We start from the raw sequence: 14556 nt of genomic DNA, 5'->3' as shown, positions 1-14556 counted from the left end.
GGACTCCTTTTTGAAGTGCTTCTAGTAAGCGCCGCCAACGTGATGCTCGGCGACAAAATGATCTGGTCCGACTGCAACCAGTTTTGCGACGATCGGCTCATCGCCGAGCTTGCGGATCGGGCTTGGAATCTCGTCGGCGGCGAGCATGCGTTTCGCGTGTCTGCGCGACGGGTCGGCGACTGGCACCGCGCTCATCAGCTTGCGCGTGTATGGATGACGCGGCGCTTCGAACACGGCGGCGCGCGGTCCGATCTCGACGATCTGCCCGAGGTACATCACCGCGACGCGATGGCTCACGCGCTCCACGACAGCCATGTCGTGCGAGATGAAGAGATACGCGACGCCCAGTTCGCGCTGCAGATCGAGCATCAGATTGACGATCTGCGCGCGCACGGAGACATCGAGCGCGGAGACGGATTCATCGGCGATCACGACTTTCGGGTTCAACGCGAGCGCGCGTGCAATCGCGATGCGCTGTCTTTGACCGCCCGAGAATTCATGCGGATACCGCTGTGCCGCTTCGGGCGGCAAGCCGACCTTTTCGAGCAGCCAGTCGACCCGCGCCTGCGCTTCCTTGCCGCTCGCGACGCCGTGCACGAGCAACGGTTCCATCACGGAGAAGCCGACCGTCAGACGCGGATTGAGCGATGCGAACGGGTCCTGGAAGATGAACTGGATATTGCGCCGCAGTGTCTGCAGCGCATGGCCTTCGAGCTTGCTGATGTCGCGTCCGTCGAATTCGATGGAACCGCTCTGGCTTTCGACGAGCCGTAGCAGCGAACGTCCCGTCGTCGATTTGCCGCAGCCCGATTCGCCGACGAGCGCGAGCGTTTCGCCCGGACGGAGGTCGAAGCTCACGCGCTCGACCGCATGCACCGACGCCGTCATGCGGCCGAACAAACCGCTCTTCACCGGAAAGCGCGTGACCAGATCGCGCACGCGCAGAATCGGTCTGATGGTCTCATCGACGGCAGGCTGCCTTTCCTTCTCGACCGCTTCCGATGGCCGCAACGCGCTCGCATCGTCGGGCGCGACATCCACCGGCTCCACTTCGAGGATCGGGAATTTAGCGGGACGATCGGTGCCGCGCATTGCGCCGAGGGTCGGCACGGCGGCGAGCAGCGCCTTCGTGTAGGCATGTTTCGGCGCATGAAACAGCGTGTCCGAATGCGCCTCCTCCACCTTCTCGCCGCGATACATCACGAGCACGCGATCGGCGACTTCCGCGACCACGCCCATGTCGTGCGTGATGAAGATCACGCCCATGTTCATTTCGTCCTGCAGGCCGCGCACGAGTTGCAGGATCTGCGCCTGAATCGTGACGTCGAGCGCGGTGGTCGGCTCGTCGGCGATCAGGAGCGCGGGCTTGCACGAGAGCGCCATCGCGATCATCACGCGCTGGCGCATGCCGCCCGACAACTGATGCGGATAGCGCGCGAACACGCGCTTCGATTCGGGAATGCGCACGAGATCGAGCAGACGCAGCGCTTCGGCGCGCGCCTCCGAATGACTCTTGCCCTGATGCAGCGCGATGGCTTCCGCAATCTGGTCGCCGACCGTGAACACCGGATTGAGCGATGTCATCGGCTCCTGGAAGATCATCGCGATGTCCGCGCCGCGCACGCTGCGCACCGCCGCGGACGACGCTTTCGCAAGATCCAGCACTTGCCCATTGCGCCGCCTGAACGCGATGCTGCCCGAGACGATCCGCCCGCCGCCATGTTCGACGAGACGCATCAGCGCGAGCGACGTGACCGACTTCCCCGAGCCCGATTCGCCGACGATCGCGAGCGTCTCGCCGCGATCCACGGTGAACGAGATATTGCGCACGGCTTCGATGGTGCGCGAGCGCGAGCGAAACGAGACCGACAGATCGCGCACGTCGATCACGCGATTTTCGGGCAAGGGCGAGGTCGCGTTCATCATCGATAGATCGCGGTGACGGGCGCTTCGCCGACGCGTGCAAAGCCGCGATACATGCCTTCCGTGTTGAACGGCAGCGCGACGTTGCCCTTCGCGTCGACGGCGACGAGCCCTCCGCGTCCTGCGATGCGCGGCAGCTTCGTCATCACGACATCGCTTGCCGCGTCTTCCAGCGACAGGCCGCGATACTCCATTTGCGCCGATACGTCATACGCCGCGAGCATGCGGATGAACATCTCGCCCGTGCCGGTGGTCGAGACGGCGCAGGTCGCGTCGTTCGCATAGCAGCCCGCGCCGATCAGCGGCGCATCGCCGACGCGCCCCGCCTGCTTGTTGGTGATGCCGCCCGTCGATGTCGCCGCCGCGAGATGACCGTGTGCATCGAGCGCAACGGCGCCGACCGTGCCGAACTTCTTGTCCGGATCGATGGGATCGTTGTCGAACGCGAACTTCGTCATCGCATCGTGATCGAGCATCGTGCCCGATGTGCCGCGCGCCTTGAGCCATTGCTGATGGCGCGCCTCCGTGAAGAAATACGAAGGATCGACGAGGTCGAGCCCTTGCGCCGCCGCGAACGCTTCCGCGCCCTCTGCCGTGAACATCACGTGGTCGCTCACGTCGAGCACGCGGCGCGCGGCGAGCACGGGATTCTTCACGCGCGTCACGCAACTGATCGCGCCGGCTTCGAGCGTCGCGCCGTCCATCACGGAGGCGTCGAGTTCGTGCGTGCCGGCCGCCGTGAACACCGCGCCGTGGCCCGCGTTGAAGAGCGGACAGTCTTCGAGAAGACGGACGGCTTCGGTGACGGCGTCGAGCGCGCTGCCGCCAGCGGCGAGAATGCGCTCGCCCGCGCTCAGGATGTCGGAAAGCGCCGTGTGATAGCCCCCTTCCGTTTCGGCGTTCATCGCGTGGCGCAGGAGCGTGCCCGCGCCGCCGTGAATGGCAATGACTGGTGTGGCGTTCATGTTTCGCGCGGTTCCGTGTGAGTGTGTCGTTTCGCGGCCGTGCGGCGCGTTGCATGGACCGCCTGCGCTCCCTTGGCGATCGACGGCGCGACGAGCCACGGCAAAACGAATTCGGTCAATCCGGATGCCGCCTCGACCGAGCGTTTCGCCCGATGCGCGACCGCATCGCAGAGTGCTTCGATGACGGCGAGCACCGCCGTGTCGCAATTCGCCGCCAGCCTGCGCTCGGCGTGAATCGCGAGCAGCAGGTCGGCGACCTGCGCGAGCGGCGACGCGGCGCTGTCGGTGAGCGCGACGACGCGCAAGCCGTGATCGCGGGCGAGCCGCGCCAGCGTGATGGTGTCGTCGACATAGCGCGGGAACGCGATCGCGATCAGCACGTCGCCGGGCGCCGCCGTGAAGAGCTTGCGCGCCGCGTGCGACGGTCCGCCCGTCAGCGCGAGCGACTGAACGTTCGCGCAATACGGCGTGAGTCCGTGCTCCATCAATCCCGCGAGAAACGCGCTCGCGCCATAGCCGATCACGAAGATGCGCGGCGCGGCGAGGATCGCGTCGACGATCGCTGCGGCCTTCGCGCCATCGACGGATGTTTGGGCAAGATGCAGATTCGCGGCCGCCTGTGCGAGCGATGCATCGAAGACCTCGGCGCCGCTCGCCGGCGATTCGAGCGCGGTGCGCAGGCGCTCGACCGGCGCGATGGTCGCCTCGAAGCCGCGCACGAGCGCCTCGCGAAACGCCGGATAACCCGAGAAGCCGAGCGCCCGCGCGAACCGGTTCGCCGTCGCCACCGATGCGCCCACGGCGCCCGCCAGTTCATCGATGCGCATCGTCGCGGAACGGAACAGGTTCGCCAGCACGAACGCCCCCATGCGCCGGTGAATGGGCGTGAGCGTCGGCATGGCCGCGGCGATGCGCGCGGAGATCAGATCGTCGGCGCTCGCCGGCGCACGAACCGATAGTGAACGGGACATGGAATGCGCTGCGCTCTCATGGCGATGAAACGCGATGAAAGTATATTTACTCGAAAAGCCGGGCAAAAAAAATTCATTTTCATCGAACTCGGGTTTTCGATAAGAAGGTGAGGCGCGCCGCTTCCGATGCATCGAACGTGCACCATCATGCACAATACGGGGCGCACCGCGTCGCACAGGCCCATCATGCGCACGCGTTTCCAGTCCTGACCGAACGGTATGAATTTCGACTTCCTTCCCGATCCGCTGCCGCACCTGCTCGCCGCTCATCCGTGGGCGCAACTGCTCGCGGGTCTCGTCGCACTCGCGCTGATCGCGCTGTTCCTGCAATGGGTGGTGGCGCGCATCGTGCTGTATGTCGCGCATCGGCTGCTCGTGCTCGCCGGCCATCAGAAGTGGGACGCCGCGTTCATCAAGCATCGCGCCTATCATCGCCTCTGGTACGCGGTGCCGTTCGCGACGATCGCGCTCGGTATCGACGACGTGCCGCGCATCGGGCACTGGGCGACGGTCATCGGCCGCGTAGCGCACGCCGGCGCGTGGGTCTGCATCTTTTTCGCCGCGGGCAGCGCGCTTTCCGCGTGGCAGGACGTCTATGCGGAAAGCAAGGAAGCACAGACGCGTTCCATCAAGGGCTATATCCAGATCGGCAAGCTGGGGCTCGCGCTCGTGTGCGGCGTGCTCGTGCTGTCGATTCTCATCGACCGCTCGCCGCTCTGGATGCTCTCCGGTCTCGGTGCGCTGTCCGCCGTGCTGCTGCTCGTGTTCAAGGACACGCTGCTGTCGCTCGTCGCGAGCACGCAACTCACATCGAACGACATGCTGCGGATCGGCGACTGGATCGAGATGCCGCAAGCCGCCGCCGATGGCTTCGTGAAGGACATCGCGCTGCATACGGTCAAGGTGCAGAACTGGGACAACACCGTGACCACCGTGCCGACCTACAAGCTCTTTTCGGAGAGCTATCGCAACTATCGGCACATGTTCGAATCGGGCGGGCGGCGCATCAAGCGAACCTTGCGCATCGACGCGCAATGCGTGCGCTTTCTCACCGACGAAGAGACCGCGCGCCTGAAGCGCTTTCGCCTACTGCACGATTATCTGGAACAGAAGCAGACCGAAGTCGAGCAGGCGAACCGCAATCTCGGCGAACTCGCGAACGAACCCGCGAACCGGCGTCGGCTCACGAATATCGGCACGTTTCGCGCGTATGGGCTCGCCTATTTGCAGCGCCATCCGGAAATCCGTCAGGATATGGCGATCATGGTCCGCATGATGGAACCGCAATCGCAGGGCATCCCGGTCGAGGTCTACTGTTTCACCGCGACGACCGCGTGGACGCAATACGAGCGCATTCAGGGCGACGTATTCGATCATCTGCTGTCGATCCTTCCGGAGATGGGCCTGCGCCTTTATCAGGCGCCATCCGGCGCGGACATGACGGGTTTCACGGGCCGTCTGCGCGGCGAAATGCCGGCTCTCTGATTCGCGGCATTCGCTCCGTCAAAAAGGATCAGGCAACAATCCTCCACTTTTGTGTATTCACGTTGACGCTTCCGGTCATTACGATCTAACCATCGCCGATGCGCCTTTTTTCCGCAGCTTCATAGCCGCGGTGGGATCGTTTTTTCCGCGCATCGCCATTCAATCGTCATAAAAGGAAAACTCAACGTGATCGATCGCGTCCATGCCATGCGTGTCTTCACGCGTGTCGTCGATACGAACAGTTTCACGCGTGCAGCCGAGTCGCTCGGCATGCCCCGCGCGAGTGTTTCGACGACCGTGCAACAACTCGAAGCGCTAGTCGGCGTGCAATTGCTCGCACGCACGACGCGGCGCCTGAATCTCACCGTCGATGGCGCCGCTTATTACGAGCGTTGCGCGCAAATCCTCGCCGATATCGACGAGCTCGAATCCGGCTTCGGCGCGGGCGAGGAACGTCTGCGCGGACGGCTGCGCGTCGAGATGCCGGATACCGTCGCGACGTCGATCGTCGTGCCCGCGCTGCCGGAGTTTCACGCGCGCTTTCCGCAGATCGAGCTATCGATCGGCATCGGCAACCGCAATGTGGATCTCGTCGGCGAAGGCGTCGATTGCAGCGTGCAGCTCGGCGAACTGCCCAATTCCGGTCTGATCGCGCGCCGGCTCGGCATGCTCGAACAGGTGACGTGCGCGAGTCCGGCGTATCTGGACAAGCACGGCATGCCGGAAACGCTCGATGATCTCGCGCAGCACGTTGCGGTCAATTGCATCTCGGAGAAAAGCGGCCGCCCCGCCGATTTCGATTTCGATGTCGACGGCGAGCCCGTCACCATGAAGATGCGCGGCTTCGTGCAGGTCGCCGACGAGCACGCGTACATCGCATGCGGCATCGAAGGCCTCGGGCTGATCCAGCCGTTGCGCATCGCGGCGCAGCCCTATCTGCGCTCGGGCCAGTTGCGCGAGTTGCTGCCGCAATGGAAATCGCCGCCGCTCAAGGTGTCGGTGGCGTTTCTGAAGAGCCGTCAGGCGAGCCCGCGCGTGTCGGTATTCGTCGACTGGCTCGCGGCGCTCTTCGAACGTACGCAGCAGATCGACGACACGCTGACGAGCCTTTATCGTTCGGCGCAACGTCGCGGCCCGACGCGCCGGGATCGTCCCGAGGAAGAAACCGCCGACGCCTGATTCCTGCGTTGCGCTATCGCACGGGCGTGGCTGCGTTCGCGCCCACGACCGTGTTCCACTTGCGCACTTCCCAGCGCTCGACCAGCCCGTTCGTCACGTACGGATCGTTTTTCGCGAAATCTTCCGCGGCGGCGGGCGAATTACTGTGAAACAACAGCATCGCGCGATCGGCGGGTGCATCGAGCGCGCCGGCGAGCACGATGTCGCCACGCTCGACCGCCGCCCACGCAAGGGCGAGATGCCCGTCGCGAAATTGCGCGCGGCGCTCCAGATAGTCTGAACAGAGTTCGTAAATCAACAAATAGTGCATCGCCGTCTCCTTAGTGGGACAGTGCCGGGTTCATCGAACTAGTTTGTCCTATTTTCGAGATCGAAACCAAGAGTTCTATCGGAAGGGTCTGATCGCTTAACGATAGCGTATCGCAGATCATATGCGGATACCCAGAGGATTCCGCCAATGAACCGCAACCAGCCTCCTTGCAACGCGTGCCCGAAGCACGATTGCCGCAACTGCGAGTGGACGTCGCCGCTCGATGCGTCCTACCGCACGCTCATCCACTCCCATTCCATGCTGTCGATCGTTGCGCTCTCCGTGAAGGATGCGGAACGCGTACTCGCCGAGCCGTCGTGGCTCGGCATCGCCTGCAAGCGCATTCTCAAGTTCTTCTCAGAATTGAGCCTGCGCGCACGTTAAAAAAACGCCACTGGAGTGGCATTGCAGCACCGTTTTCGTAAAGAAGGTTGCACGATTTTTTTTAGGATAACTGTGCATATAGAATCCACTGCACTTTTGCGCTTGCGTCAAGCGTTCATGTAGAAAGGAATTTCAGTCGATGAGCATCAATCTGGTCCAGGCGGTCAATGCCGCGATCCCGGAACACATCGCGGAGCAGCTGTCGCAACAATTCGGCATTCCCGGTCAGATCGTCCGGCAGCTCGCACTACGCATCGCGCCCGGCCTGGTCGCATCGCTGATGGACCGGGCGACGCTCGTGCCCGGCTCGCAGTCGGTGTACTCCGTCATCATGCAGCCGGAGACCAACGCCCACATCGCGGATCAACTCTCCAAGCTGATCACGACCACCGGCGGCCTCAAGCAGCTCGAAGCCAACGGTCATTCGCTCGCCGCGCTCGCGACGGGCCGGCGTCTCGATGCACTGAGCGACGCCGTTTCGGCCGAAACAGGCGTTCCCACGCAAGCTACGTCGGCGCTCGCGGGCATCGTCGCCGCTGTGCTGTTCGGCAGCATGAAGCGCCACTTCCTGCTCGCGCAATGGGGATTGCCACAGGTGCCCAAGCTGCTGCGCGATCAGGTCGGCGAAATCAATACGTCGATGTCGAACGCAGTTGCGACGGCCATCGGCGTCGGCAACACCGAAGGCTTCACCAGTTGCATCACGCCGCGGCTCGACACGGTCGCATCGAGCCTCGAATCGCGTGCTGATAGCGATGTCGCTGTAGCAGCGGCAGTCGCACCGGCGCCTGTCGTGACGCCCGCTCCCGCCGCGCAAAGCGCGCCGGTTTCCAAGGCCACGCCGCCCGCGCCGCCGCCGATGCGTGCGCCGGTGCGCAAGCCCGCGCCGAAACGTTCGAACAAGTGGGTCTGGCTGCTCTTCGCCGTTTTGGCCGCCGTTCTGGCGTTGGTCTATTACCGCGGCTTCACACAAAGCAGCAGCGTCGATCTGAGCGCGGCACCGGCCACGCAGCAAGTCTCGGAAATGTCGACGCCGGCTTCGTCCGCAACGCTAACGACCACGCCTGCCATCGATACTGCCCCTCTGGCGACGTCCGTGAACACGCCTGTCACAACCGCGTCGGCACCGCAAACGGCCTCCGCACCGGCGGTCGTGCCCGCTTCATGGAAAGACGCGCAGTTGCTGTTCAGCGTCAACGAAGCAGGCGCCCCGGCGATCGAGGCAACAGTGGGCACGGAAGCAGAGAAGAAGCATCTGATCGACACGTTGACCGCCCGCTTTGGAAAGGCCTACACGGCGGACGTTTCCGTCGTTCCCGAAACCCGCCCGGCAACCTGGCTTTCTCGCCTGAACGATTTCTTCCCGCTCATGACCGTGCCCGGTGCGGAAGCCAAGATCAGCGGCTCGAAAGTGGAGTTGAGCGGCACCGCAGCGAACGGAAAACTCGGCTGGACCGATCGTCTGAAAGGCACGCTCGGCGGCATGTTCCAGGTCGCGGCGTTCGACGTCGACGGCGCGGTCGCCACCGCGACGCAATCCTTTCGCAGCGCGATGAAGAGCCTGCTCGCCACTGACACGCCCTGCTCCGGAGACAAGCTGACGCGGGTGCTCGACCTCCAGGTCGTCAACTTCGCTCGCTCGAGTGCGCAGGTGCCGGAAAGCGCGGTCGGCACGCTCGGCGAGACGGCGCAATTGCTCAAGAGTTGCGCCGCCAAGGGTTCGATCGTGAATCTCGAAGTCGCAGGCTATTCGGATGCACAGGGTGCGGCATCGGCGAAGCTCGAAGTATCGAAGGAACGCGCCGAGGCTGTCCGTGGCTACCTGGTGCGAAACGGTGTGCCGCCGCAATCGCTCACGGCCACGGGTTATGGCGACGCCAATCCGATCGCCGACAACGATATCGAGAGCGGACGTTTCGCCAATCGCCGGATCGAGTTCGTCGTCAGGAAACGCTGAGCGCCGACCCGACTCGCGCAATCTTTTTCACGACGCCGTCGCACGAAAGTGTGACGGCGTTTTACTTTGAGCGCGCGCTGCGGCCGCCATGCAGCCGATTCAGCTCGGCTTCGCGAAATCGTTCTCTGCCCAGCGCTCGGCGCTCGCCTTGCTGAGCTTGAATGCCGGCGACACACGCACGTGCGCGAGTTGCGCACCGTACGCATCGAAGGCCTTGAGATTGGCGTAGGGATCGTCCTCATCGGGAACGATCTCCAGCGTGACGGTAATATCCTCGCCCTGCACATCGACGGTGACATTCTTGTTCAGCATCGCGTGGCGCTGCTGTTCGTGCCGGCGCAAGACTTCCGACGCCGTCTTGACCAACGTACGAAACGCGTTTGCATCGAGAGGTTTCGGGTTTTTCTTGTCACGGCCCATCGTCCACGGACCAACGAGCGCGGGCTCCGCTTCGCCCGTCTGAATCATTTCGACGGCCCAGCCGTCGTCGTCCTCGTTCTTGATCACGCGCGCGGTCCAGCCGTCGTCGCGCCAGAGGCGATCTTCATGGATCGCGTCGTCGGCGGAGGGAAATTCGGAATCGGTCATATCGTAGCAAGGCAAGCAATGAGGCAATGCGACGAATTTTACCTTGGACGATGCACGGAGCATCGTTCGTGCTCAAAGCATTGGCCAGACGGCCAGTGTCATACCCAAACGCATTGCGCCGTGCTACTTTGAATGTACCGGGACCGTCCGGAATCCATCGGCAACGCAATTAAGAAGCCGTAAAACTCTTTCAAGGAGCAACCGCATGTTTGCATTCATCGGTACGTTGATCGTCGGACTCGTCGTCGGACTCATCGCGCGCGCGCTCAAACCGGGCGACGATAATATGGGCTGGATCATGACCATCGTCCTCGGGATCGCCGGCTCGCTCATCGCGGGGTACGTCGGCCGTGCGCTCGGCTGGTATCAGCCAGGGCAGCCCGCGGGATGGATCGCCTCGGTGATCGGCGCGATCATTCTGCTCGTCGTCTGGGGAATGATCCGCAAGCGCACGTAACGCCACGCTTCACCATTTCTTTTTTTGACGCAACGCCTCGTCCTAACCCGGACGAGGCTTTTTGTTTATCGTGCGATGCGCTCGAAATCGATCGCCGCTCCGCCACGCACCACGCGATTCGGCAGCGAGCCGCCGAGCCAGTACGAAAGCTCGGCAGGCCTGCCGATTCGCCAGGCAACGAAATCCGCAGCCTTTCCTGCTTCGAGCGATCCGTGCGTCGATTGCAATCCGAGCGCGCTCGCCGCATGGATCGTCACGCCGGCGAGTGCCTCTTCCGGCGTCATGCGAAACAGCGTGCATCCCATGTTGAGCATCATGCGCAACGAAAGCGCCGGCGACGTGCCGGGGTTCAGATCGCTCGCGAGCGCGATCGGCACGCGATGCCGCCGCAGCGCATCGATGGGCGGCAACTGCGTTTCGCGCAACATGTAGAACGCGCCCGGCAAGAGCACGGCGACGGTGCCGGACCGCGCCATCGCGATGGCATCGTCCTCGGTCATGTATTCGAGATGATCCGCCGACAGCGCCCGATAGCGCGCCGCAAGCGACGATCCATGCAAGGACGACAACTGCTCGGCGTGCAGCTTCACGGGCACGCCGAGATCGCGCGCGCATCGGAACACACGCTCGACTTGCTGCGTCGAAAACGCGATGTGCTCGCAGAATGCATCGACGGCATCGACGAGACCGTCTTCGACGAGCGCCGGCAGCATCTCATCGCAGATATAGGCGATGTAGTCATCCGCGCGATTCGCGTACTCGGGCGGCAACGCATGCGCGGCGAGGCAGGTCGCGCGCACGGTGAGCGGCAGCGCATCGCCGAGACGTCGCGCCACGGCGAGCATCTTGCGTTCGTTGGCGAGATCGAGCCCGTAGCCGGATTTCACTTCGAGCGCGGTCACGCCCTCGCGCATCATGCCGAGCGCGCGTTCTTTCGCGGCTTCGAACAACGTCTCTTCGCCGGCTTCGCGCGTCGCGCGCACGGTGCTCGCGATGCCGCCGCCGCGCGCCGCGATCTCCGCGTAACTCACGCCTTCGAGCCGCTCTTCGAACTCGCCGCTCCGATCGCCACCGAAAACGAGATGCGTGTGGCAGTCGATCAGGCCCGGCGTCACCCACGCGCCTTCGAGATCGACACGCTCGCCGTCGCCGATCTCCGGCGCCGCCGAGCGCGGCCCGATCCATTCGATGCGCGCGCCGTCGGTCAGGATCGCCGCGTCTTCGATGATCGAATACTTGCCTCCGATCATCGTTGCGGCGTGGCAGTTTTGCCAGAGCTTTTTCATCACTTGGTGATCATCGGCAGATCGAGACCTTGTTCGCGCGCGCATTCGATCGCGATGTCGTAACCCGCATCGGCGTGACGCATGACGCCCGTCGCCGGATCGTTGTTCAGCACGCGCGCGATGCGTGCATCGGCTTCGTGGCTGCCGTCGCACACGATCACGACGCCCGAATGCTGCGAGAAGCCCATGCCGACGCCGCCGCCGTGGTGAATCGATACCCACGTCGCGCCGCTCGCCGTGTTCAGGAGCGCGTTCAGGAGCGGCCAGTCGGAGACGGCGTCCGAGCCGTCCTGCATCGCTTCGGTTTCGCGGTTCGGACTCGCGACCGAGCCGGAATCGAGATGGTCGCGGCCGATCACGACCGGCGCCGACAACTCGCCGTTGCGCACCATCTCGTTGAACGCGAGACCGAGCTTCGCGCGCAGGCCGAGCCCCACCCAGCAGATGCGCGCCGGCAGGCCCTGAAAGCTGATGCGCTCGCGCGCCATGTCGAGCCACCGATGCAGATGCTCGTCGTCGGCGATGAGCTCCTTCACTTTTGCGTCGGTCTTGTAGATATCTTCCGGATCGCCCGAGAGCGCGGCCCAGCGGAACGGCCCGACGCCGCGGCAAAAGAGCGGACGAATGTAGGCCGGCACGAAGCCCGGAAAGTCGAACGCGTTTTCGACGCCCTCTTCCTTGGCCATCTGGCGGATATTGTTGCCGTAGTCGAACGTCGGCACGCCCTGTTCGCGAAACGCGAGCATCGCGCGAACGTGCTCGGCCATCGATTGTTTCGCGGCCTTCACCGTGCCCGCCGGATCGCTTTGCGCGCGGTCGCGATATTGCGCCCAGGTCCAGCCTTTCGGCAGATAGCCGTTGAGCGGATCGTGCGCGCTCGTCTGATCGGTGACCATGTCGGGACGCACGCCGCGGCGCACGAGTTCCGGCAGCACGTCCGCCGCGTTCGCGCACAACGCGATGGAAATCGCGCGGCCTTCCGACGTGTAGCGCTGGATGCGCGCGAGGGCGTCGTCGAGATCGGTCACCTGTTCGTCGACGTAACGCGTCTTCAGCCGGAAATCGATACGGCTCTGCTGACATTCGATATTCAGCGAGCACGCGCCCGCGAGCGTCGCCGCAAGCGGCTGCGCGCCGCCCATGCCGCCGAGACCGGCGGTGAGCACCCAGCGGCCCTTGAGCTCGCCGCCGTAATGCTGGCGTCCGGCTTCGACGAAGGTCTCATACGTGCCCTGCACGATGCCCTGGCTGCCGATGTAGATCCAGCTACCGGCGGTCATCTGCCCGTACATCGCGAGGCCCTTCGCGTCGAGCTCGTTGAAGTGCTCCCAGTTCGCCCAGTGCGGCACGAGATTCGAATTCGCGATGAGGACACGCGGCGCGTTTTCATGCGTCTTGAACACGCCGACCGGCTTGCCCGACTGGACGAGCAGCGTCTCGTCGGCTTCGAGGCGTTTCAGCGTCTCGACGATCTTGTCGTAGCACGCCCAGTCGCGCGCCGCCCGGCCGATGCCGCCGTACACGACCAGTTCCTTCGGATTCTCGGCCACTTCGGGGTCGAGATTGTTCATCAGCATGCGCAGCGGCGCTTCGGTCAGCCAGCTCTTGGCGTTGAGTTGCGTGCCGCGCGGCGCGCGGATCTCGGTGTCGCGAAAACGGGAAGATGAAGTCACGAATGCTCCTGCGCATCAAGAAAAGAGAGAGTCGAAGGACACGAGCGACGGCTCGCATCGAATGGCTCTCATGTTCTTGTATATACAACTTAGGGTGTATTAGGGGAATCCCGGAGCCGTCGCGTCGTCTTTGTGTCAATCTTGTATAGACAATCGTCAAGGTACGGGCAAACCGCCGTCGCGTTTGAGTTCCCGCAACGAGAGCATCGATTCGACGGCCGTCACGCCCGGCAAGGTGCGCAGGACGTCGCGCATGAAGACGCCGTATTCGTCGAGATCGCGCGCGACGATCTGAAGCAAATAATCCGCCGTGCCCGATATGTTGTGACACGACACGATGCGTGGAATGCCCTGAATTTCGCGTTCGAAGCGATCCGACAGCGCGCGATCGTGGACGCTGAAACGCACCTGCGCAAAGGCGACGACGCCCAGTTCCAGCGCCTTGCGCGACAGCACCGCGCGATAGCCGTCGATATATCCCTCGCTTTCGAGACGCTTGAGCCGGCGTGCGCACGGCGTCTCGCTCAGGCCGACGCGCTCGGCGAGTTTCGCGACGGACATGCGTCCGTCTTGCTGTAGCGCGGCAAGCATCGCGCGGTCGATTCGGTCGATTTCGGTCATGGAGCTTTCCTCTTGATTTATGAATAATTCTAGGGGAAAGTCACAACTCATAAAATGAAACTGATGAAAAAGGCCAGAAAACGCTCCATCCGAAATGGCACGATGTAGCCATCAAACAGGAGCGAATCATGGTCTCGGCACACTTACTTTGGGTTTTCATCGGCGCACTCGCACTCGTATACGCGCTGCCGGGACCGGACATGGCGCTCGTGCTTCAGACGGGCGGCTCGCGCGGTTTCCGACACGGTCTCGCGGTGGCCGCCGGGCTCGCCACCGCGCGGGCGACGCATGTGACGCTGTCGGCGCTCGGCGTCGCCGCGCTCTTGCGCAGCGCGCCGTGGCTCTACGACGGCGTGCGCATCGCGGGCGGCCTGTATCTCTCTTATGTGGCGATCCAGATTTTCCGCTCGCCCGCATTCGGCCTCGACGCGACGCCCGGTCAGGCCGCCGCCTCCACGCTACGTTCGGCTTACGCCAAAGGCATTCTGAGCAGCATTCTCAATCCGAAGGCGCTGCTGTTCTGCTCCGTGCTGCTGCCGCAATTCGTGCGGCCGGAGTCCGGTCCGGTCTGGTCGCAAGTGCTGGAACTGGGCGTCGTGCTGGTCGCGGTCGGCGTCATGTTCGACCTCACGCTGGCGGCGGGCGCGGTGCGGATTTCCGGCTGGCTGCGCCGTCATCCGAAAGCGCAGACCGTGCAGCGCTGGACGTTTTCCGCCGCGCTGCTCGCGTTCGCCGCGCGGCTCTCGCTGGACTGAAC

The 14556-nt window shown here is 63.7% G+C and carries 14 protein-coding genes; 6 read left to right on the top strand and 8 right to left on the bottom strand.

Going from position 1 to position 14556, the window contains the following annotated elements:
* Nucleotides 1-21: 21 nt before the first annotated feature.
* Genes PQR08_RS04005 through PQR08_RS03995 form a run of 3 tightly spaced genes read right to left on the bottom strand, consistent with a single transcriptional unit; the run spans nt 22 to nt 3859 of the window.
* Nucleotides 22-1926 (bottom strand): dipeptide ABC transporter ATP-binding protein, encoded by a 1905-nt coding sequence (locus tag PQR08_RS04005; RefSeq protein ID WP_250484471.1) that lies wholly within the window; start codon nt 1924-1926, stop codon nt 22-24.
* Complete coding sequence (locus PQR08_RS04000) at nt 1923-2888, bottom strand: isoaspartyl peptidase/L-asparaginase family protein (RefSeq protein WP_187605110.1); 966 nt, start codon at nt 2886-2888, stop codon at nt 1923-1925. Before PQR08_RS04000 ends, PQR08_RS04005 begins: the two co-directional genes overlap by 4 nt.
* Nucleotides 2885-3859, bottom strand: coding sequence for a MurR/RpiR family transcriptional regulator (locus tag PQR08_RS03995; RefSeq protein ID WP_250484470.1), 975 nt, complete (start codon nt 3857-3859; stop codon nt 2885-2887). The genes PQR08_RS04000 and PQR08_RS03995 overlap by 4 nt, the downstream gene beginning before the upstream one ends.
* A 219-nt stretch (nt 3860-4078) precedes the next feature.
* Here PQR08_RS03995 and PQR08_RS03990 point away from each other — a divergent pair, with 219 nt between their 5' ends.
* A complete protein-coding gene (locus PQR08_RS03990; protein ID WP_035501458.1) occupies nt 4079-5344 on the top strand; it encodes a mechanosensitive ion channel family protein in 1266 nt (421 codons plus the stop codon).
* A gap of 186 nt (nt 5345-5530) precedes the next feature.
* Nucleotides 5531-6523 carry a LysR family transcriptional regulator gene (locus tag PQR08_RS03985; RefSeq protein ID WP_250484469.1) on the top strand — a complete coding sequence of 331 codons (993 nt, stop codon included), beginning with the start codon at nt 5531-5533 and terminating at the stop codon, nt 6521-6523.
* A gap of 13 nt (nt 6524-6536) precedes the next feature.
* Here the strand turns inward: PQR08_RS03985 and PQR08_RS03980 are convergent, their stop codons facing one another.
* Nucleotides 6537-6833, bottom strand: a complete 297-nt coding sequence (locus PQR08_RS03980; RefSeq protein WP_250484468.1) for a YciI-like protein — start codon at nt 6831-6833, stop codon at nt 6537-6539.
* A gap of 147 nt (nt 6834-6980) precedes the next feature.
* On the opposite strand from PQR08_RS03980, the gene PQR08_RS03975 reads away from it, so the two are divergent.
* On the top strand, nt 6981-7217 hold the full coding sequence (locus tag PQR08_RS03975) for a hypothetical protein (RefSeq protein ID WP_187605115.1): 237 nt from the start codon (nt 6981-6983) through the stop codon (nt 7215-7217).
* A gap of 139 nt (nt 7218-7356) precedes the next feature.
* Nucleotides 7357-9174, top strand: a complete 1818-nt coding sequence (locus PQR08_RS03970) for an OmpA family protein (RefSeq protein ID WP_250484467.1) — start codon at nt 7357-7359, stop codon at nt 9172-9174.
* A gap of 99 nt (nt 9175-9273) precedes the next feature.
* Here the strand turns inward: PQR08_RS03970 and PQR08_RS03965 are convergent, their stop codons facing one another.
* Nucleotides 9274-9762, bottom strand: a complete 489-nt coding sequence (locus PQR08_RS03965) for a hypothetical protein (RefSeq protein ID WP_187605117.1) — start codon at nt 9760-9762, stop codon at nt 9274-9276.
* A 205-nt stretch (nt 9763-9967) separates the two neighbouring features.
* Here PQR08_RS03965 and PQR08_RS03960 point away from each other — a divergent pair, with 205 nt between their 5' ends.
* Nucleotides 9968-10219 carry a GlsB/YeaQ/YmgE family stress response membrane protein gene (locus PQR08_RS03960; RefSeq protein WP_035501449.1) on the top strand — a complete coding sequence of 84 codons (252 nt, stop codon included), beginning with the start codon at nt 9968-9970 and terminating at the stop codon, nt 10217-10219.
* Nucleotides 10220-10284: 65 nt separating this feature from the next.
* On the opposite strand, the gene hutI is transcribed toward PQR08_RS03960, so the two are convergent.
* The 3 genes from hutI to PQR08_RS03945 form a co-directional block, all read right to left on the bottom strand.
* Entirely contained in the window at nt 10285-11505 is a 1221-nt protein-coding gene (hutI, locus tag PQR08_RS03955; protein WP_250484466.1) for an imidazolonepropionase, read from the bottom strand.
* Nucleotides 11505-13178 carry a urocanate hydratase gene (hutU, locus tag PQR08_RS03950; RefSeq protein WP_250484465.1) on the bottom strand — a complete coding sequence of 558 codons (1674 nt, stop codon included), beginning with the start codon at nt 13176-13178 and terminating at the stop codon, nt 11505-11507. Before hutU ends, hutI begins: the two co-directional genes overlap by 1 nt.
* 156 nt (nt 13179-13334) lie before the next feature.
* Nucleotides 13335-13799: an Lrp/AsnC family transcriptional regulator gene (locus PQR08_RS03945; RefSeq protein ID WP_250484464.1), complete on the bottom strand. Its 465-nt coding sequence runs from the start codon at nt 13797-13799 to the stop codon at nt 13335-13337.
* 128 nt (nt 13800-13927) lie between these two features.
* Here PQR08_RS03945 and PQR08_RS03940 point away from each other — a divergent pair, with 128 nt between their 5' ends.
* A complete protein-coding gene (locus PQR08_RS03940) occupies nt 13928-14554 on the top strand; it encodes a LysE family translocator (protein ID WP_250484463.1) in 627 nt (208 codons plus the stop codon).
* Nucleotides 14555-14556 lie beyond the last annotated feature (2 nt).

The sequence above is a fragment of the Caballeronia jiangsuensis genome, from assembly GCF_046030135.1.
Classification (GTDB): domain Bacteria; phylum Pseudomonadota; class Gammaproteobacteria; order Burkholderiales; family Burkholderiaceae; genus Caballeronia; species Caballeronia jiangsuensis.
The sequence above is the reverse complement of the archived record's forward strand: the minus strand, read 5'-3'. Positions and strand labels throughout refer to the sequence as shown.